Below are 18933 nucleotides of genomic sequence, written 5' to 3'. Positions count from 1 at the left end.
ACAAAAAATTATTGGCATAGTAATTCAATAAACTACCTCTAACATCAATGTAGATCAATAAAATATACAATGGATTGACCTAACAGACACAAAAAAGCCACATAAGGACACATGGCCCATATGTGGCTTTTTACTGTTTACTTTTAAGGTTCGATCATTGGCTGTACATCTAACCCATAGCCAAAATAAACCGCAAGTACCAATACCACAGAAGCGGCAACCATCAGTTTAAGCAATAATGGCAAACAGAATCTGAACCAATGTGCATATGGCACGCCGGCCATACCGATGATCCCCATTAATACCGCATTAGTCGGAATAATCATATTTGAGAAACCATCACCAAACTGATAAGCCAAAACAGCAACTTGGCGTGGAACTCCCACTAAATCACCCAATGGAACCATCAGTGGCATAGTTACATACGCCTGACCTGAACCTGATGGTATGAAAGTATTCAATATTGTTTGAATAACCAGCATACCCACTGCGGAAATTTCTGCGCTTACATAGGACAGCGGTAGTGACATACTATGCACTAATGTATGAAGGATTTGCCCATCTTCTAAAATAAGCGCAATACCTCGAGCCACGCCGATTAAAATGGCGGTAGTAACTAAATCTGATACCCCTTCAATAAAGCGTTCTGCAGTTTCATCTGCTGATAGCTTGCCTAATATTGCTATCACCGCCCCCCAAGCAATAAAGACACCACCGAGCTCATACAAATACCAACCTTTGGTAGCAATACCCCACACTGCAACTGTCAGAGTAATTAAAAAGCTCCCTAAAATGACTTGGTGCCTAGTCTCTAATTTAGGGTAACTTGGTTGTACTTGCCCATCTAATGGACATGCAACCCCTATCATCATTGAATTACTTGGATCCTGCTTCACTTTTTGCGCATATTGCCACACATGATGAAAACCAATTAATACAAAAGGAATAAAAATAGCGAGCCTAAGCCAAATCCCCGAGTAGACTGGGATCTCAGCAATCTGTTGCGCAATAAGTACAGTAAACGGATTAAAAGCGGAAACGCCATAGCCAATACCATACCCAGCAACAATCATACCTACAGCCGTCATGGCATCTAATCTCATTGCTTTACACAGGGCAACCAGTATCAGCACAAAAGGAATATATTCTCCCGCGGTTCCGATGCTACTTGAGGCCATCGCAAAACAAAACACCACCATAAAAATCAGCTTTTGGGGGCGTGAACCATACTTTTCTAAGAGTCGACCGATCAGTGCATCTACCGTACCAGTCGCTCTAGCAATAGCTAAAACGCCACCCACTATCAAAACGAAAAAAATAACATCTTGCGCAGCAGCAAATGCTCGAGGAATTGCAGTCAACAAATCCCATGGCGTTAAGTAGGTTTTATTCTCAATGACCTGGTAAGTCCCAGCGACAACCATTTGTCGTCCAGATTCTGACAAACTCGTTTCAAAGAAACCTTGCGGCACTATCCACGTAGCCATTAAAGCAATTACCATCATACCTAACAACAGGATCAAGGTATGAGGGACTTTGAGCGTTCGACCCATATGTACTCCTAAATTTTTGACACCGCACTATGCGACCCCTTAATAGCAACATAATACCCACTTTAAAAACTGTTTTCACTTACTCTCGTTAAACATACGTATATTTGCGCCACACAGAGTCTATATTGTTAAACTCTACTCAATGTTCTTCGCAGTTTTTAACAGTTTCTTACTGGTGTAGATACAAGATAAGCACAATAATGACATCATAAATTCAAGGGGAATAAACAATGAAAAACCTATTATTAGCTGTTGGCCTAATATCTTTATTATCAGCGTGTGCACATCATGATGACGTTCGTCCTAGTTCTGATAATCAGCACTACGTCATTATTAAATCATCTGAGCGAGGTCAAGGTGTAAAAGAAGCGCTTGATCAAGCAACGCATTTTTGTAAACAAGATAAACAATCGATGTTTGTCCTCAATGAATCAGTAACATATCAAGGTGAGAAAACAGAGCATGAGTTTTTGAGTGATAAATCTACGGCTGAAATAATCACCAATGCTGGAACTTGGTTATGGGTATTAGGGGATGGTTATGTTGATGATGCTGGCGCCATTGCGTCTATTGCCGGTGCCAGTGCAGAGCATTCATTAGGGAAGCCTTACCTCATCAACCTCAGTTTTCGTTGTGGGAGCTAACTCCTTTCTCTAGACGCCCAATATTAACTCGCTTTGGGCGTTCTGCTAAAACCGTCAATATCATCAACTTCAGTTTTATTTCTGCCTGTGTGTTTTGCTTTATACAACGCTTTATCCGCTTGCTTTATGACTTGAGATAGCTCACTTGCAGAACTTGGCCAATGCGCTACGCCAAGTGAAATGTTAACCTGCTCTACAGGCATAAATGTATGATGATGAACCTGTAACCTTAACCTTTCAGCAATAGAGTAAGCTTGATTAAGATTGACATCAGGTAAAAAAATCGAAAATTCTTCACCTCCGGTTCTACAAATAATGTCTTCTTCTCTCGCACCTATCAGCATAAGTTCTGCAATACTACGTATTACATGATCGCCTACATCATGACCAAAATGGTCATTAATGCGCTTAAAATGATCGATATCTAGCGCAATCATTGAAAAAGGCACTCCTGAGTCTTTACAATGCTCAATTTTTGCTAGCATACCACGGCGGTTTAAAAGTTGCGTTAACGGATCTTTTTGTCTATCCAAATCATATTCTTGAATTGTTTTTCCAACTAACTCCGTACCTGAAACAATCGCTTGCTTTAAGTGCTCAGCCTCAAAGTACCACGCGTTAATTGCTTGAACATCAGATTTCGCATATCTGTCCATAGCCTTCACACCCACCGCCAATTGCCACAACGGCTTTGCTATTTTTGAACCCAGTAACAAGATTAGCATTAACATAATAACCGTGATTGGCAAGGTGCTTTTTACCACATTCAGTAATGTACTATTTAGTTGAGAAAGCGTTGCGTCCGTTGATCTTTGCGCCACAATACCCCACCCCGATACAGGCACAGATGCATAACCACTCAACACCTCTCTATTCTCACTATTACGCAATGCCATAACGCCTGAATATCCAGACATCACATGTTCTATGACCGCATTACTCGCTATCGTATTACCCACTTGACTTGAATCTACATGATAAATTAACTGCCTATTTTGATCGACAACATATAAATATGACCCATCGTTATAGTGGTGTTCGCCAAGCAATCGATTAAGAATATTGTCACCCTGCAAATAAATGCTTGCTGCAATGAATCCTAAATAACCCCCGTCGCTCGCTGTTATAGGATAAGACACACTAATGATTAAATTACCCGCAGGAGAAATAAACGGCTTAGAAATATAAACTTCTTGTGTCGTTAATGGCATAGCACCTTGCCCCTCCTTTACCACAAAGCCTTTTACATTAAGAGTGCTAGGCTCTGAAGATAATACTTTTCCTGTGCTATCAACCACCACAACAGAATTAAAACTTGATGTTTGCCGGTGCAATCGGTACAACTCATTTTGCCGCAGCGATGCGCTAGAAAAATTAGTCCCTATTTGTTGAGCACTGAACTGTAGTTGCGTAATGACCGATTGTAAAAATAACTCTGTGATTTCGGCTAGCTTCGCCGCATAGACACGGTTTGATTCCAAAGTATCATTAATAAGTAATGACTTTTGTACTTTAAATGTGGCGTATAGAGAATTACCTAACGAAACCACCATACTAAAGAAAGCCAATAAAAAAATTAACCTTTTTAAATCAATTTGTTTTGTTAAATTGAAACTGCCCAACATATCCTTTCCTTGTTAATAACAGCAATTAATACCACTTGTCACCAGCACTTTATCTAACTTTTTCGTCTATCATTTTATTCCGTATCAAAACAACAGTGCAACACCCTCATACTAAAGGGTTGATTTATTACTAAAGGCAAGGATTAATCTCACTATGCTCATGGAAACACATGGGAATAGTCGCTTAATATAGTCGTCCAATGTATAATCTCGGTAAAAGAGTTTATGTAAAGGAGTGCTTATTTAAATGAAAGATAAAAAGGTTAACCCCCTAGTTTCACACTTTACCATCGCCTTTATTTTACTCGCCGCATTGTGGATTTTTGTAGACGAAAAAGACTTGCTAGTTTTAGGAAACTCATTGATCCTTGTTTACATCGTTTATGCACTCGGCTCGCGAGTAATGCCCCGAAAGCCTAAGAAAAAATAACTCACTTCACTGCTTTACGAAGTACATCTCCATTACTGTCTATTTTATTCATCAACTTTAAACCCAATATTTCAGCTATGATTGGGTAGACTTCCAAATTTTCCATTTCACTAATTTTCATTCCGGATTTAAAAGCTGGCCCTTGTGCAATAAAAATAGCTGCCATGTCATCAGTATCAACATATCCATGCGTACCTTTATAAGTTACATTGTTATGTTCACTAAACACCTTTGGTGGCGATGTTTCTAAAATAATATCAGGTATCCTTGGTGAGCCCACATAATGGCGTTTCATGAGAGTGTGTTTATCCAATATAGAAAAGCGCCCTTTAGATTCTATCGTGAGCAACTTTTTAATATTTTGCACATCTTTTGCGGACGCTTGTTTTGCATAGATTAACGCTCTAGGTCCCGTATTTTTAACCACCCACTCTTTAGGGATACTAAGATGTGCTAAATCTATTTGTTGGCTGACATCAACCTCCGTCATACCATGATCAGATACTATGACTAGATTTACGGGGTGAGCGAGCTGAGAAAGACGTAACTGTAAATCTGTGATTAACTTATCAACTTGTTGAACAGCATCATAGACTTGCGTACTATTTGGGCCAAAGTCATGACCGATAGAATCTACCAACGAAAAATAACCTGCCACAAAGTGTGGTCGTACACCTTCCTCTAGAGAAAGCCATTGAATGATTTGATCAATGCGTGCCTGATAGTCGCTTTGTTGTGAATAGTGATAATAGTAGTTTGGCACCATGCCATTAAATCTAGCGTCCGATTCAGGCCAAAAGTAAGTGGCTGATTTTAACCCCTGCATGCGCGCTAAATTCCAAAGTGGGATGCCATTAAACCAGGTACTGTCGTCCTTTCCTGATCCCATTTTATAACACTCGTTACGATTTTTATCGCAAAACTTGTTGTCGATAATGCCATGATTGACCGGCCGCAACCCTGTAATAATCGAAATATGATTAGGAAATGTTTTACTTGGATACACAGGCCACATTTTGTTTACCTGGACACCTTGTTGCGCTATTTTTTGCAGTCCTTTGGCATCGTACTGTTCAATATAATCCCAACGAAACCCGTCTAAAGATATAAGAACAACAGATTGCTGCTGTGCTGATAATATAAATGACAAAAACAAACTCATACATAGTATGAATCTAGTCAAGTACCACATGTAAGGCTCTCACACTTTAAACATTAATTATGATATGAGGTTTTACGCTAAATCTATGACAATACAAATAAATTGCGACAAAGCACATATGGATGGAACTCAATGATATCATTGGTTACTTATCTTTGCTGCAACTAAAGAATAACCATTTGTACTTACCGCCAGATCTTCATCGTTAAGCAAATACAATTCAAATAACCTTTTTTGTTTGCCTTTATTGTTACTACACCAAACAAAGTCATCCAAACTCGAGTTCTTCACTTTGCACCGACTGGGTATTGAATAAAACTTTTGCCACTGGCGCTGTTTTTTATCGTTTGAAAACATTTTTCCCGCATAGGTCATTCCATCAATTGGTGAAGCGAGTAATTCATCATCTGGCAAAGCCAGACGCAATTCACTGTTGGCATTACTATGACTACAATGACGCTGTAGAAGCACAAAAATACGTTGCTCTTGCACTGAGAATTGCTTACTTTGCGGGCTACTTTTGTCGATTTGTGTGATTAAAATCGCTCTTTTATAGGCGAGCTTTTCACACGTTGATGGTGTGAAGCGCGCATTAGAAGCAAAGGCCTGGTGCGCAGTTATCACACTCAGTACAAAAAACACTATCCATCTCATATTAAATCCAGACATCCATATCTATTAAAAAACTTAAGGTAACGCACTCATACTAACATACTGTAGTTGACTCGGGAGGTCTGTAAGACTTGACCGAAAAAAGTGTAGGTCTGTTAATCGCTCAACCAGAGTGCTTTCTTTGCTAGATATAGTACAAATGCATTAAATATAAAACTTAAATATTCATCATTTATTATTGGTTATAGTGTCTCCAAACATGAATTTGTTCATACCACTAAGGTACATGTAATAGATATCGCACATATTTTTAAGCTATCGGCTGATATGAATTATTTAATGAAGAGCTTAGGCACACAGCGCTAAGCTCTTCATACCCAAGTTATAACCGACCGTTTGCCAACTCTACAAAGAAGGCATAATGCAATGCGCGGTCCTTAATGCTTTTATAACGACCTGACGCCCCACCATGGCCTGCTTGCATATCAACTTTAAACAGTAATTTATTGCTATCTGTTTTCTTCTCTCGTAATTTCGCAACCCATTTAGCCGGCTCGAAGTATTGTACCTGTGAGTCGTGTAGACCCGTAGTAACGAGCATATTTGGATAGTCCTGAGTTTTCACTTGATCATATGGAGAATAACTCCGCATATAATCAAAGTATACTTTCTCATTTGGATTCCCCCATTCATCATACTCATTCGTCGTTAGCGGTAAGGTTTCGTCTAACATTGTATTAATGACATCTACAAACGGTACCGCAGCATGTACCCCATGATAAAGCTCTGGTGCTTGGTTGACCACCGCCCCCATGAGTAACCCTCCAGCGCTTCCACCTTGGGCATATACTCTATCTTTATCTGCATAACCTTGCTTAACTAACGCACGAGTTACATCAATAAAATCGTTAAAGGTATTCTTTTTATTTAACTTTTTGCCATCCTCATACCACTGTCTACCGAGCATTTGCGACCCTCTGATATGGGCAATGGCATAGACAAAACCACGGTCGAGCAAACTCAGTTTAGAGTTAGAAAAACTTGCGTCACGCGTATAGCCATATGATCCATAAGCGTACTGTAATATCGGATTGGTACCATCTTTTTTAAACAACTCTTTCCTATACACCAGAGAAACAGGTACTTTTTTACCATCGCGAGCGGTAACAAATATTCGCTCCGATGCATAATTATCGGCATTAAAGTCACCTAAAATTTTTGCTTCTTTGAGTATCGCTTTCGTATAAGTATTCAGGTCTATTTCAAACGTCGTTTTGGGGGTAGTCATACTAGAGTAACTGATCCGCACAGCACCGTTACCCAGTTCTTTGTTACCCGTTAAATTAACTAAATAGGCAGGATCATTAAATTCTAACGGATGTTCTTTGCCTGACGCCAAATCCCGAATAGTAATATAGGCTTGGCCCATTTTTCGGGTTTTATATACTAAGTGGGAATCGAAAAGCGCAAAGTCTTCAAATTTTTCTTTGCTATCATGTTGAATAACGGTTTGCCAATTCGCTTTATTTGAATACTGACTCTCATGTACCTTCATTAACTTAAAATTAACTGCATTTAAGTTCGTCGATATATAAAACCAGTCTTTTAATTTTGCAATACTATACTCAAGCCCTTTCTCTCTCTCAATGAAGCGCTGAGGCTGTGCTTTGGCATTATTCGCATCAATAATTGATACACCTTTAGATTCAGTGCTTGAATGGTGAATGTATACATACTCCCCACCCTTACTTTTACTTATATACGTATAATAAGTATTGTCTTTTTCATTATATACCAACTCATCTGCGCTTTGCGGTGTACCGAGTGTATGCCTGAATACCTGAGTACCAAGTAACGAAACGGGATCTTTTTTCACATAGTAGAGCGTTTTATCATCATTGCTCCACACAACCCCACCTTGGACACCGGTAAGTTCATCGCTAAGTGTATTACCAGTCACCAAGTTTTTTACCCGAATCGTATAGATACGCCGACTTAACGTATCTTCTGAATAGGCCAATAGGTCACCATTTGTGCTGATTGAAAAGTCCGCTATATTATAATAATTATGACCTTGCGCATGTATGTTCATATCAAACAGTAACTTCGCATCCTTACCCGACACGTTGTCACTTCTATAGAGTGATGGGTACTCTTGCTCACCGAGTGTTTCTGTAAAATAGAAGAATTTACCATCTTTCACCGGTACTGAACGCTTATCCTTAACCATGCGGCTTTTTATTTCATTGAATAGTGTATTTTGTAGCGCTTGTGTCGAATTTAAGATTGAATCACTATAAGTATTCTCACGCTCTAAATGAGCAAGTACTTTTGGATCACTGCGAGAATCATCTCGTAACCAATGGTAATTATCTTGCATCACATAGCCATGAATTTTAGTCTCATGTGCTATTTTTTTCGCAATAGGAGGTGCAACCGCAGTCACGCTATCATTTGCTTTTGATACAGTGTGAGAAACGGTAGAACTCTCACAGCCCGTAAGCGCTAATACGATACTTGACGATATAAAGCTGGTAAGAATAAGCTTTTTCATATTCCTTTACTCTTTTTATTATAAATTAGATAGATTAGTAATATACCGTAGACTTAACCATATGTCCTGCCAGCAATCTAAAATATGATGTTCCCTATCTCATCGACTTAGAAACGATAGCCTTATTCCATTTTAAAATATGATGATATTTCACATTTCATCTATTCTTTTACGATATTCTGATCTGTATTGGCGATATAATTCGTTGATATTCCATATTTAACTGTAAGGAAAGTCATGCTTAGAACTTTATTCATATGTTCCTTAGCCATAGTGCTGGGTGGATGCCAAATTAGTCAAAAAGACAGAAGTGTCACACTCTGTGAAGACGTACTCATGAAGTACCCCCAGCACAGAGATAAAGGCCCGGTGCGTGATTATCAAGCACTGTTCACAGAGGATGCGACCTTTTCGGTACCAAAATTAAATATCTCATTACAAGGAAGTGACGCCATTGCTAACCGTGTCAGAAGCGCCCTTATCACAAAGAAAAGTATTCATATGATCACCAGTATGAATATCACACCTAGTTCAAAAAATAGTCTCACTGCTCAGTCTCATTTTATTTTATATCTCACTAGCCTTGAAGACCACACTCAGCCTATGAAGGTCTTTAACGGCCGTTATGAAGACCAATTAGTTATAAAGTCAGGTCAATGCTATATACAACGAAGAAACGTGCTAATAGATCGGGTTGATACCCTTTAATCACTACACATCATGAGGTGGTTCTTTTGTGCCAACGGATCACCTCTTTTTGATCTCTGGTAATGGTTTTTCCTTGTGCTTCGATGTCTTTTGCAGTGTCAGCCAAAACTTGTTCTGCTTGCAGCTCCAGTTTTTCTAATAGCAGTAATAGCGTCATTTGCTCTTCGCTGGTTAAATTGGCTGTTAAACGGGTTGTTCTTTGTTCAAGGTGACAAGTGATTTTTTTATAAACATCAGTGCCTAAGTCGCTTAATTTAACCAATTTAGACCGTTGATTTTCCGTTTTTTTCTCTTCATCTAAATAGTGTAATTTTAATAAGCAATTAATTGCTCGATTAACCGAGTAAGGATCTAACCTAGATTGATAGGCAATATCTGCAGCATTAATCGGTCCATAAGAGCCAATATTCAAAAGTACTCTTATCTCTCGCGTTTCTAATTCAGTAAACTGTTTAATAGCAGCATCTCTATCAATGGCCAACAAATTACTTGCCACTGCAACTCGATACGGTAAGTGATTATATAAATCATATGGCTTTGTAATACCTGCATTTAATGTAAATGCCGCTTTTCGCATTTTATTGCTCATTTAAAACCCTTTTACACCAAAATTACTCACACTGTAACTTTGCTAGACAAAATCACCAAGACACCTTACTATTTATGTTGCATATGCAACATAAAAACAAAACAGGATCTTATTATGGCGTTAGTTACCCCCCTTTCACAAGATGAAAACCAAGAAGTGCGTGAGTTAGCTAAGTTTTTTAATGAAACGCTAGGGTTTTGCCCAAACAGTGTTTTAACCATGCAAATTCGCCCCGCTATTGCAAAAGCATTTATCACCTTGAATATGGCCGTAATGGAAAACGGCGGCAGAGTCACTGCTGAACAAAAACGACTTATTGGCTATATCACCAGTGCCAATACAGGTTGTAGATACTGTGAGGCACACACAATATTAGCCGCAAAGCGCTACGGTGGTTCAGAAGAGCGACTAAATAATATTTGGCAATTCCGAGAAAGTGAGCTGTATACAAGTGCAGAGAAAGCCGCTTTTGAATTCGCACTCGCCGCATCCAGTGTGCCTAATGCTGTTGATAATATTATTGAAGCTGAATTGAAAAAGTACTGGGATGAAGGCGAAATTGTTGAAATTTTAGGTGTTATTTCACTCTTTGGTTATTTAAACCGCTGGAATGATACCATGGCGACTACCTTAGAGACAGGCGCTATTTCAGCAGGGAAAACATATTTAACACACAATGATTGGCAGGTGAACAAACACCAATAATATTTCAATGATGTAAGTTTTCGACCGCTATGTATGCGGCAGTCGGTGTGCCGTCTAACGACGGAAAATACAACTGAGTCGCACGCTTTGGGGATTTGCTCCCAACTCGTGCGGCTATCACAACTCATATCGAATTAACACAACCCTGCGTATTATGTCTAAATCAAGTTAGATATTTTTTAAGATGTGTTATCAATGTATCAATATCTTCTCGTGTAATGTCCTTATGCGTAACAAGTCGCATGCCTATGTATGCTGAAGTTATCAAAATCCCTTGGTCAGCGAGCGACTGCGTTACAAAATTCATGTCAACATGCGCTGCAACATCAACATAAACAATATTTGTTTCTACTTTATAAGCTTCAGTGCTTAAACCCGAAATACCATTAATTTCACGTGCCAAATACCCTGCATTGTCGTGATCTTCAATCAACCGCTCAACGTTATTCATCAATGCAAACTGACCCGCAGCCGCCAAGATACCAGCCTGGCGCATACCGCCCCCAAGCATCTTTCTAATTCGTCGAGCTTTAGCAATAAATGTTTTATTACCCAATAACACGGACCCTATTGGTGCACCTAGTCCTTTTGATAAACACACGGTCATTGAATCAAAATGCTGACTAATTTCTTTAATATCAACTTTTAAAGCAGTCGCTGCATTGTACACTCGCGCCCCATCTAAATGTAGGATGAGCTGGTTTTGTTGACAAAACTCTTGTGCTTGTTTCAAATAATCAAGGCTTAAAACTTTACCGCCAATGGTATTTTCCAAACTCAACACCTTTGTTCGTGCAAAATGAAAATCGTCAGCCTTAATCGCGCTGGATAACTTATTAAAACATAGGCTGCCATCCGCTTCATTTTCAATCGGTTGCGGCTGAATAGAGCCTAATACGGCGGCACCACCGGCCTCATATTTGTAATTGTGCGCATTTTGCCCACATAAATACTCATCACCTCGCTCACAATGAGCCATCAGTGCCAAAAGATTAGCTTGTGTACCAGAGCTAGAAAACAATGCAGCCTCAAAGCCGTGACGTTTAGCGGCGTATGCCTCTAACGCATTAACAGTAGGGTCATCTCCATAAACATCATCCCCCAGCTCTGCGTCAAACATGGCTTTTTTCATTGCTTTACATGGTCTTGTCACTGTATCTGAGCGAAAATCTATATTCACAATCATTCCCCGTATTTTTCCAAACGAGTTCTCAAAAAACTCAATCTATTAATATCTAATAATTCGTTATACTTTTCTTATGGGTTTTAACAGACTATTGGTGCAAAAGAGCCTTTTCCGAATGCCCGCTGATATCAAACCCTTTGGTATATCATCCATATCGCGCTTTATACGTGAATATCGGTCACCGAATTCAGCTCTGACAATAGCTGTTTCTAACCAGTAACCCAAAACAATATCCACTGCGCGAATCTATGCTTCGGCCAACTGTTTTGGCTTTGCTAGCGTTTGTTCACTATGCGTAACCGGTTTATTAAGCCGCACTTAAATATCAAAAATTCACTCCGCAGTTACACACTCAGCCTTTCTAAAAGCCACAATACCCTCAACGATTGCGGACTTCCTCAATGATGTACTGCCCGCACCCGAGTCCGTGTTTTCATTGTTCAATGTATGTTTAACATCAACGAATTACAAGTTGCTAGCTTCATACCAGCCATTCTTTTCCCGCTTTCAGCTGAAATTTTACACCGTATTTATCGCTTTTTTTGTATGCTGAACTACATAATAGGGAAGTAATATGACGAAACACTGCGAGGTAATGTAAACTGCCCAATTGATATATCTAACTTGTGGAAAAAAGCCCTCTCCCTGTGCACCATAAATCCAATATTGACCAATAATTGCATCTGCTAATGCCGCGAGCAATAAGCCACACACCACACACCATAAACCAGTCGACATGTTTTTTACACCGACTGAATAAATCATCATCGTTGCACTGACCGCCACAGCTGTAATAACAATCGAATGTAAAGCCGTTAGCACCGAAATATATAAACCTGTTTCGGGTAAATACATAGACATAAAAGCGCTTCCACCTATCACGATTGCAACAATAGCCAATATATACAATTTAAACTGATGGCCTATATGATATAAACCAGAATGGCTATGGATTACACTTTCTTGAGCTTTTTTTCTACTTAATGCTTCGAAATGATTTATCGCGGAAAAAACTGCCATTATTAACAATACGTACCCAGGTGCAAAAAACCAAACAGAATCAGCAAGGTAATCGTGCTTAATGATTTCACCATGACGATAAAACTGCTCTCGAAGGTTAAAGTTAATCACATCTCCTACCATACATAAACTCAACGAGGCTAAGCTAAAGTTTGCAATTTTACGCAGTTTTTTACTATCCGACTGCAAATAAACCCAACGCCTTATCATCACACTTACAAACAGCAATAACATTAACGTCGTTATTTCAAAGCCAAATACTAAGTGTCGACCATCACCAACCACACTCCACTGACCAAATAAAGCACCGACTGTATCTATCATTGCAATACACCAAGCAACTATTAGTACTAGACCCACAAAAATCAGCATATCCCTACCTTATTTCACTTTTCACCGTCTACACACAAAATTAGCACTTTACCTTAAGTTAACTTGAGGTATTAAAGTAACCCTAAGCATTAAATCAACCCAAGGAAAAATCAATGAATAACATCAAGCGACTAAACGACAATACATCGAGCTTTATGCAAAAGCTACAACACCTCATTGTTTCAACAATGAAAAATAAATAAGGACAACCCATGCATTTAGAACATATCAATTTAGTTGTCAGTGATTTACCCCGTGCTTTGGCCTTTTACCAAGCCGCCTTTCCACATTGGAGAGTCAGATGTTCTGGGTCTGGTGACTGGAACGGTCAACCCAGAAATTGGCTACATTTGGGTGACGATAATAATTACATTGCACTCAGCGACCATGGCGCCACTAAAGGACGAGACTTAAGCGGATATCAAGTGGGGTTAGCTCATTTTGCCTATGTCGTAAATAACTTAGATCACTTGGTAACACGGATGAATGCTGCTGGGTTTAATGTCGACTCAGGCAGCAATACTCACCCTTACAGAAAAAATGCCTACTTTATCGACCCTGATGGTTTTGAAATAGAGTTCGTCGAATATAGCAGTGATTTACCCAATGAACGAAATAGCGATTAACTGTTCCGTCGAATGCAAGAACAGAAACAAGAGCCAGAGTACGGCTATTCTGGCTCATAATAACAAGCAGCTTACGATAAATACTTCACGAGCACTTCACCCACTGCATGCGCACTCGCTGGGTTTTGCCCCGTTATAACCCGCTTATCTTCAACAACAAATGACTGCCACGGCTGCTTTTTACTATACTGCACCGCATTACGTGCTAGCGCATCCTCGAGTAAAAATGGAATATCATCAATTGTGCCAAAATCCACTTCTTCTTCGCGCGTAAACCCAGTCACAGACACTGACGAAAGCAATGACTCTCCATTGCTCAAAGTAATAGGTAATAAGCCTGCTGGCCCATGACAAACCGAGGCTATTATTCCGCCACTTTCATAATGTTGGGCACTTATTGCAGCAACCGTTTTATCTTCAAATAAATCACTTAATAACCCAAACCCACCTGGGTAGAAAATAGCATCGTATGCGTTGATATCAATTTCACTTGCCGTCAATGTATTGTCGACTTTGCTATTAAACTGGTTATTATTTAAAATCTGCTGGTTTACTTCATCACCATCTGGTTCGACACCATACAAAGGCGCACTCCCGCCCTTAATTGAGGCTATGTCATATTCAATACCTGCAGCCAATAGCGCGCTCACAACATGAGTTAACTCTGGTGCGTATGTCCCATTAGCTTGTGCTGTACTACCAAGTGTTGCGTGGTTCGTGACAAATATCATTACTTTTTTCATTGTTTGTTCTCGTTAATCATTTAAATAGCGGCTTGCTAGCAAGTGTAGACGAAAAAACAGTGTCGATAATACAGGTTAAGCGCAAAGCACTTTTGCCATACAGCAACAATCGCTTTAATCAGGCACTATTCTTTATATACAATACCCGCCTTCATAACAAATGGCACTTGCTGTAATGCCCGAATATCGTGCTCCGGGTTTTTATTCAGAGCAATAATATCTGCATTCATCCCCGTATTTAAGCGACCTAAATTATGCTCTTGACCCAATAACTTTGCAGCCGACACGGTTGCACTCACCAGCACTTGCTTTTCAGACATACCATATGCAACCATGAGCTCCGCTTCTTTAGCATTAGTTCCGTGACGTGATACACCCGAATCTGTACCAAAGGCAATATTAATTTTGTGTTTTAAAGCTTTCTGAAAAGCTTCTTTCATCACAGGTGCTACTTGCTTTACTTTATCAACAATGGCTGCAGGCATTTTCGGGTTACTTTTAGCTTCTTCGGTCACGGTCGCTCCAGCCAATAAAGTGGGCACTAAATAGGTACCATGTTGTTTAAACAATTCAATTGACGCTTTGTTGAGATAAGAGCCATGTTCAATGGAGTTAACGCCCGCCTTAATTGCGGCATTGATCCCCTCGGTGCCATGCGCATGAGCAGTTACTTTGCGGCCTAAACTATGTGCCGTTGTCACAATCGCAGCAAGTTCATCATCTGTTAATTGCTGTTTAACACCTGCTGCTGTATTACTTAAGACTCCCCCCGTCGCTGTAACTTTAATAACATCAGCACCACTTTTTACAACCGAACGTACCGCCCGACGACAATCGTCCGCACCATTACATATACCTAACCCGCCAGTCACCAGTTGGTTGATGTCATGACGATAGCCATGTAAATCACCATGACCACCCGTAGCTGATATAAAATCCCCAGCAGCAAAAATTCGTGGACCAATTATTCGGTGATTATCTACCGCACGTTTTAATGCGAATATCACTTTATGCGGCCCACCTAAATCCCGTACCGATGTAAAACCCGCTTCCAGTGTTTTCGACAAGTTAGGAATAGCACGAAGTGCTTGATCGGTCGCATATTCAGTGACCCACTGGTGTGGGTTTGCTGCGGGGTTGCGTTCAAAAGCCAGATGTACATGCATATCTATTAGTCCAGGCATGACATATTTGTCTTTTAAGTCATATACTTTTGCATTTGGCGCATTGAGTGACTGGGGCGTGCGGTAACCATCGTATACAGCAGCAACTTTACCACTGTCGATCACCAGAGTTTGCTTCGAACGTGAAGGCTCTAATGGGTCAATAAGCGCTTGCCCAGCATAAATAATGGTGTCAACGTTCGCATTAACACAACTTGACACAATTAACACACTGGCGGTGAGTAAGTGCTTAATAGTATGTTTACTTCTTTTTGTTTTTTTCATCAATAATCAACTGAAACGCTCGAAGAGTAACCATTTGATAACATAACTTGAAGAGCAATGACATAAAATATGCGACTATTTCACAAGCGTGCTCGTTAAAAGTAAAAGTATGCTGTATATATGCTCATTAAACTTCCAAGCTAAAATCTATAACCCGTCTTATTTCAGATTCGATATCCACATTCCCTCTTTACTCTTTTGACCAAACTCCTAGTTCACACTTTCCTTGCACGTTAACCTCCGCGTCACTGAATTTGGGCTCTTTTCCTTGCGCTCGCTGTTTATGATAATCCTTATTGACCGCAATCACGGTTGGGGTCAATTGAACAATGGCAAAAATATTCACTAACGTCATTAAGCCCAAAGCCATATCAGCTAAGCTCCACACTTCTTTTAACGTTGCGGTTGCGCCCCAGAGCATCATTAATAAATACAACGATGTATACAGCCCACGACCCACTCTATTATCTAACTTAAACAGGTGTAAGTTACTTTCTGCGTAAGCAAAATTAGCCACAACAGACGTAAATGCAAATAATGTAATGGCTGCGGCAACAAAATACACACCACCTGTAGCAAGATGTGCGGTCATGGCGCTTTGTGTCAAACGGATCCCTTCCATTTCTCCACTGATGTTAATATCGGCCAATAAAATGATCACCGCTGTACAACTACACAACACAATAGTATCTAAAAAAACCCCTAACATTTGAATATAGCCTTGGGTTACAGGGTGATTCGGCACTGGACTAGCGCTACCAGATGCATGGGGAACACTGCCTGCTCCGGCTTCGTTTGAATATAACCCTCTCTGTATGCCATTTTTTATCGCAGCGCCCATTGCGCCTGCACCAGCCTCTTGTAAGCCGAACGCCGAGAGTATTATCTCTTTGAGCATCGCAGGCACGTCGCTGATATTCACCGCGGTAATAATCACAGCCATAGAAACGAATAGAATGCCCATAATTGGTACTACTCGCTCGGCAAACCTTGCGATTGCTTTCAGCCCGCCTAGAATAATAGATCCAGCCAGTATGGTGATCACTATACCTGAATATAGTTCGGGTATATCAAATGCGAAACGCAGCGCATCCGTAATTGTATTCGTCTGCATCGCACTAAAACTAAAGCCATAACCTAAAAATAAACACACAGCAAAGCTCACGGCTAACCAGCGCTTGTTCAATCCCAGTTGAATATAATAAGCAGGTCCCCCTCTAAACTCACCTTGACTATCTCTGACCTTATACACTTGCCCGAGTACGCTTTCCGCAAACCCGGTGGCCATACCCAATATCGCAATCACCCACATCCAAAAAATGGCACCACTGCCACCCAATGATATTGCAACGGCAACCCCAGCTAAATTACCAGTGCCAACCCGAGCTGAAAGCCCTGTACAAAGCGCTTGAAATGAACTTATACCTTCTTTTTCAGCCTTATTACTGCCTCGTAGCAAAGAAAACATATGACGAAACTGGCGAATTTGTATCACGTTTAGCTTGTATGAAAACCAGACACCGGCAAAGAGTAAGACATAAATCAATACTTGACCGTGTCCCCACAAAACACCATTCACTGTACCTACAAATTGTTCAAACATAATGCCCTCTTTGTTAACGCTATTTCATACGTGTTATAATAGTTATCCCAAGGTTCCGCATTTCTGAATTAAAGTTCTATCTTCACCTTATTATTGTTATATCACATGCGCTCATACTCAGGTCAAATTGAAATATACATGCAACAATTAACAATGAGAGAGCGGCTAACAAAATTTTACATCCACCCTAATTAAATTTCTTTCTTGGTAAATGCACACCAGCAACCATACACCTAACAGAGCCACCTGCAGATTCTACCGTTGAGATATCAATTGGTAATAATTCCACAAACTCTTCAAGTACTTCGATTTGTTCTAAGCTCAATGCTGAAAATGCCGTTTGTGATAATGCTAATATCTTATTGTTTCGCCCTTGTAGCTCTATGGCGTTTCCACAGAACTGATTGACTTGCGTATTACTTAATTTAATCACTTTTAAGTTATTATTACGAAAATGCGCGAGTAGCCTTGGTTGCTGGTGCTTTGGTACCATATCTAGTCCAACCATCACGAACTGATCCGCAACACACATCACCACATTAGTATGATAAACGGGTACTTTATTTGCGTCATATGCATTAAAAATGACAGGCTCAACCGCTAACTCCGTACATACCTGTTCAACGAGTTCTCGGTTACTTCTTTTTGATTCAACCACATAAGCAGCACTATTATTATGATCTAGTACCATCGAACCCGTGCCTTCTAAAAACACCTCTCGGTTGACTCTATTACTATAGTCAATCGTTTGCTTTACTTCATAGTGTTCTGAAAGGTAATCTAAAACATCTTGACGGATCTCTAAGCGGCGGTTTTCTGCATACATAGGATACACAACCACTGAACCATTACTATGGGTCGAAAACCAATTATTAGGGAACACTGAGTCTGGTGTTTTATCCGATTCGTCTTCAAACAAATGTACCATCACGCCCGCAACCATTAACTGTTCAGCAACACGTGTAACCTCAAGATAGGCTTGTTTAGCCACATCACGACCCTTTATACATATTTGGAAAGTATTATCCATCATGGTTTGAGGGTTTGACGTAAAATGATGAGGTCTCATCATCACTACTGCATTCGGTGCATGTACTTTATTCATATTAAAACTCCTGTTCCGACCAAATCGTTAACTTTCGTATACTGATGTAGAACACCATTATTAACTCTTTGAAACTTAAGCTGCATTATCACACTTTCAGACAATGCAGTGACTCTTCGTCACGCTAGAGTGATTATCTTAGCGTGATCAATTGCTATAAGAAATGGCAATAAAATGCACAAATAATAATATTTTTATACAAATTGCTAGATATAAATACAAAAAGTGCTAATTTGATCACCTACTCA

General features: G+C 39.9%; 17 protein-coding genes. 5 read left to right on the top strand and 12 right to left on the bottom strand.

Annotated features, from left to right (window positions below; translation table 11 throughout):
- Nucleotides 1–143: 143 nt before the first annotated feature.
- The gene (locus J8L98_RS03010; protein ID WP_210995222.1) at nucleotides 144–1553 is read right to left on the bottom strand and encodes a TIGR00366 family protein; all 1410 of its coding nucleotides are present in this window, start codon (nucleotides 1551–1553) and stop codon (nucleotides 144–146) included.
- Between the two features lie 230 nt (nucleotides 1554–1783).
- Here J8L98_RS03010 and J8L98_RS03005 point away from each other — a divergent pair, with 230 nt between their 5' ends.
- Complete coding sequence (locus J8L98_RS03005; RefSeq protein WP_210995221.1) at nucleotides 1784–2197, top strand: hypothetical protein; 414 nt, start codon at nucleotides 1784–1786, stop codon at nucleotides 2195–2197.
- Nucleotides 2198–2220: 23 nt separating this feature from the next.
- Here J8L98_RS03005 and J8L98_RS03000 read toward each other — a convergent pair whose 3' ends face one another.
- Nucleotides 2221–3822, bottom strand: a complete 1602-nt coding sequence (locus J8L98_RS03000; RefSeq protein WP_210995220.1) for a sensor domain-containing diguanylate cyclase — start codon at nucleotides 3820–3822, stop codon at nucleotides 2221–2223.
- Nucleotides 3823–4069: 247 nt separating this feature from the next.
- Here J8L98_RS03000 and J8L98_RS02995 point away from each other — a divergent pair, with 247 nt between their 5' ends.
- On the top strand, nucleotides 4070–4252 hold the full coding sequence (locus J8L98_RS02995; protein WP_210995219.1) for a hypothetical protein: 183 nt from the start codon (nucleotides 4070–4072) through the stop codon (nucleotides 4250–4252).
- Nucleotide 4253: 1 nt separating this feature from the next.
- Here J8L98_RS02995 and J8L98_RS02990 read toward each other — a convergent pair whose 3' ends face one another.
- The 3 genes from J8L98_RS02990 to J8L98_RS02980 all read right to left on the bottom strand — a co-directional run bounded on the left by J8L98_RS02990 (nucleotide 4254) and on the right by J8L98_RS02980 (nucleotide 8580).
- Nucleotides 4254–5444, bottom strand: a complete 1191-nt coding sequence (locus J8L98_RS02990) for an ectonucleotide pyrophosphatase/phosphodiesterase (RefSeq protein ID WP_210995218.1) — start codon at nucleotides 5442–5444, stop codon at nucleotides 4254–4256.
- 108 nt (nucleotides 5445–5552) lie between these two features.
- Nucleotides 5553–6068 (bottom strand): hypothetical protein, encoded by a 516-nt coding sequence (locus J8L98_RS02985; RefSeq protein ID WP_210995217.1) that lies wholly within the window; start codon nucleotides 6066–6068, stop codon nucleotides 5553–5555.
- A gap of 340 nt (nucleotides 6069–6408) precedes the next feature.
- On the bottom strand, nucleotides 6409–8580 hold the full coding sequence (locus J8L98_RS02980) for a S9 family peptidase (protein WP_210995216.1): 2172 nt from the start codon (nucleotides 8578–8580) through the stop codon (nucleotides 6409–6411).
- A gap of 237 nt (nucleotides 8581–8817) precedes the next feature.
- Here J8L98_RS02980 and J8L98_RS02975 point away from each other — a divergent pair, with 237 nt between their 5' ends.
- On the top strand, nucleotides 8818–9288 hold the full coding sequence (locus J8L98_RS02975) for a nuclear transport factor 2 family protein (protein WP_210995215.1): 471 nt from the start codon (nucleotides 8818–8820) through the stop codon (nucleotides 9286–9288).
- Nucleotides 9289–9298: 10 nt separating this feature from the next.
- On the opposite strand, the gene J8L98_RS02970 is transcribed toward J8L98_RS02975, so the two are convergent.
- Nucleotides 9299–9877 carry a MarR family transcriptional regulator gene (locus J8L98_RS02970; protein WP_210995214.1) on the bottom strand — a complete coding sequence of 193 codons (579 nt, stop codon included), beginning with the start codon at nucleotides 9875–9877 and terminating at the stop codon, nucleotides 9299–9301.
- Between the two features lie 114 nt (nucleotides 9878–9991).
- Between J8L98_RS02970 and J8L98_RS02965 the strand changes: the two genes are divergently transcribed.
- A complete protein-coding gene (locus J8L98_RS02965) occupies nucleotides 9992–10582 on the top strand; it encodes a carboxymuconolactone decarboxylase family protein (RefSeq protein WP_192509770.1) in 591 nt (196 codons plus the stop codon).
- Nucleotides 10583–10745: 163 nt separating this feature from the next.
- Here J8L98_RS02965 and ltaE read toward each other — a convergent pair whose 3' ends face one another.
- On the bottom strand, nucleotides 10746–11756 hold the full coding sequence (gene ltaE / locus J8L98_RS02960; RefSeq protein WP_348771885.1) for a low-specificity L-threonine aldolase: 1011 nt from the start codon (nucleotides 11754–11756) through the stop codon (nucleotides 10746–10748).
- A 531-nt stretch (nucleotides 11757–12287) separates the two neighbouring features.
- A complete protein-coding gene (locus J8L98_RS02955; RefSeq protein WP_210995212.1) occupies nucleotides 12288–13160 on the bottom strand; it encodes a hypothetical protein in 873 nt (290 codons plus the stop codon).
- Nucleotides 13161–13372: 212 nt separating this feature from the next.
- Here J8L98_RS02955 and J8L98_RS02950 point away from each other — a divergent pair, with 212 nt between their 5' ends.
- Entirely contained in the window at nucleotides 13373–13786 is a 414-nt protein-coding gene (locus J8L98_RS02950) for a VOC family protein (RefSeq protein ID WP_210995211.1), read from the top strand.
- A 71-nt stretch (nucleotides 13787–13857) separates the two neighbouring features.
- Here J8L98_RS02950 and J8L98_RS02945 read toward each other — a convergent pair whose 3' ends face one another.
- From J8L98_RS02945 to J8L98_RS02930, 4 genes are all read right to left on the bottom strand, one after another.
- A complete protein-coding gene (locus J8L98_RS02945) occupies nucleotides 13858–14529 on the bottom strand; it encodes a type 1 glutamine amidotransferase domain-containing protein (protein WP_210995210.1) in 672 nt (223 codons plus the stop codon).
- A 125-nt stretch (nucleotides 14530–14654) separates the two neighbouring features.
- Entirely contained in the window at nucleotides 14655–15977 is a 1323-nt protein-coding gene (locus J8L98_RS02940) for an amidohydrolase family protein (protein WP_210995209.1), read from the bottom strand.
- Nucleotides 15978–16167: 190 nt separating this feature from the next.
- Nucleotides 16168–17580: an alanine/glycine:cation symporter family protein gene (locus J8L98_RS02935; RefSeq protein WP_210995208.1), complete on the bottom strand. Its 1413-nt coding sequence runs from the start codon at nucleotides 17578–17580 to the stop codon at nucleotides 16168–16170.
- A 187-nt stretch (nucleotides 17581–17767) separates the two neighbouring features.
- Nucleotides 17768–18685 carry an arginine deiminase-related protein gene (locus tag J8L98_RS02930; protein ID WP_210995207.1) on the bottom strand — a complete coding sequence of 306 codons (918 nt, stop codon included), beginning with the start codon at nucleotides 18683–18685 and terminating at the stop codon, nucleotides 17768–17770.
- Nucleotides 18686–18933: the final 248 nt, after the last annotated feature.

Origin of the sequence: Pseudoalteromonas sp. MMG013, from assembly GCF_018100885.1 — a bacterium.
Lineage (GTDB): Bacteria > Pseudomonadota > Gammaproteobacteria > Enterobacterales > Alteromonadaceae > Pseudoalteromonas > Pseudoalteromonas aurantia.
Note: the sequence above shows the minus strand (reverse complement) of the source record. Positions and strands in the feature narration are given on the sequence as shown.

Coding starts and splice junctions, on each gene's coding strand:
- J8L98_RS03010 (WP_210995222.1), bottom strand. CDS start 1,553: ATGGGTCGAACGCTCAAAGTCCCTCATACCTTGATCCTGTTGTTAGGT.
- J8L98_RS03005 (WP_210995221.1), top strand. CDS start 1,784: ATGAAAAACCTATTATTAGCTGTTGGCCTAATATCTTTATTATCAGCG.
- J8L98_RS03000 (WP_210995220.1), bottom strand. CDS start 3,822: ATGTTGGGCAGTTTCAATTTAACAAAACAAATTGATTTAAAAAGGTTA.
- J8L98_RS02995 (WP_210995219.1), top strand. CDS start 4,070: ATGAAAGATAAAAAGGTTAACCCCCTAGTTTCACACTTTACCATCGCC.
- J8L98_RS02990 (WP_210995218.1), bottom strand. CDS start 5,444: ATGTGGTACTTGACTAGATTCATACTATGTATGAGTTTGTTTTTGTCA.
- J8L98_RS02985 (WP_210995217.1), bottom strand. CDS start 6,068: ATGAGATGGATAGTGTTTTTTGTACTGAGTGTGATAACTGCGCACCAG.
- J8L98_RS02980 (WP_210995216.1), bottom strand. CDS start 8,580: ATGAAAAAGCTTATTCTTACCAGCTTTATATCGTCAAGTATCGTATTA.
- J8L98_RS02975 (WP_210995215.1), top strand. CDS start 8,818: ATGCTTAGAACTTTATTCATATGTTCCTTAGCCATAGTGCTGGGTGGA.
- J8L98_RS02970 (WP_210995214.1), bottom strand. CDS start 9,877: ATGAGCAATAAAATGCGAAAAGCGGCATTTACATTAAATGCAGGTATT.
- J8L98_RS02965 (WP_192509770.1), top strand. CDS start 9,992: ATGGCGTTAGTTACCCCCCTTTCACAAGATGAAAACCAAGAAGTGCGT.
- J8L98_RS02955 (WP_210995212.1), bottom strand. CDS start 13,160: ATGCTGATTTTTGTGGGTCTAGTACTAATAGTTGCTTGGTGTATTGCA.
- J8L98_RS02950 (WP_210995211.1), top strand. CDS start 13,373: ATGCATTTAGAACATATCAATTTAGTTGTCAGTGATTTACCCCGTGCT.
- J8L98_RS02945 (WP_210995210.1), bottom strand. CDS start 14,529: ATGAAAAAAGTAATGATATTTGTCACGAACCACGCAACACTTGGTAGT.
- J8L98_RS02940 (WP_210995209.1), bottom strand. CDS start 15,977: ATGAAAAAAACAAAAAGAAGTAAACATACTATTAAGCACTTACTCACC.
- J8L98_RS02935 (WP_210995208.1), bottom strand. CDS start 17,580: ATGTTTGAACAATTTGTAGGTACAGTGAATGGTGTTTTGTGGGGACAC.
- J8L98_RS02930 (WP_210995207.1), bottom strand. CDS start 18,685: ATGAATAAAGTACATGCACCGAATGCAGTAGTGATGATGAGACCTCAT.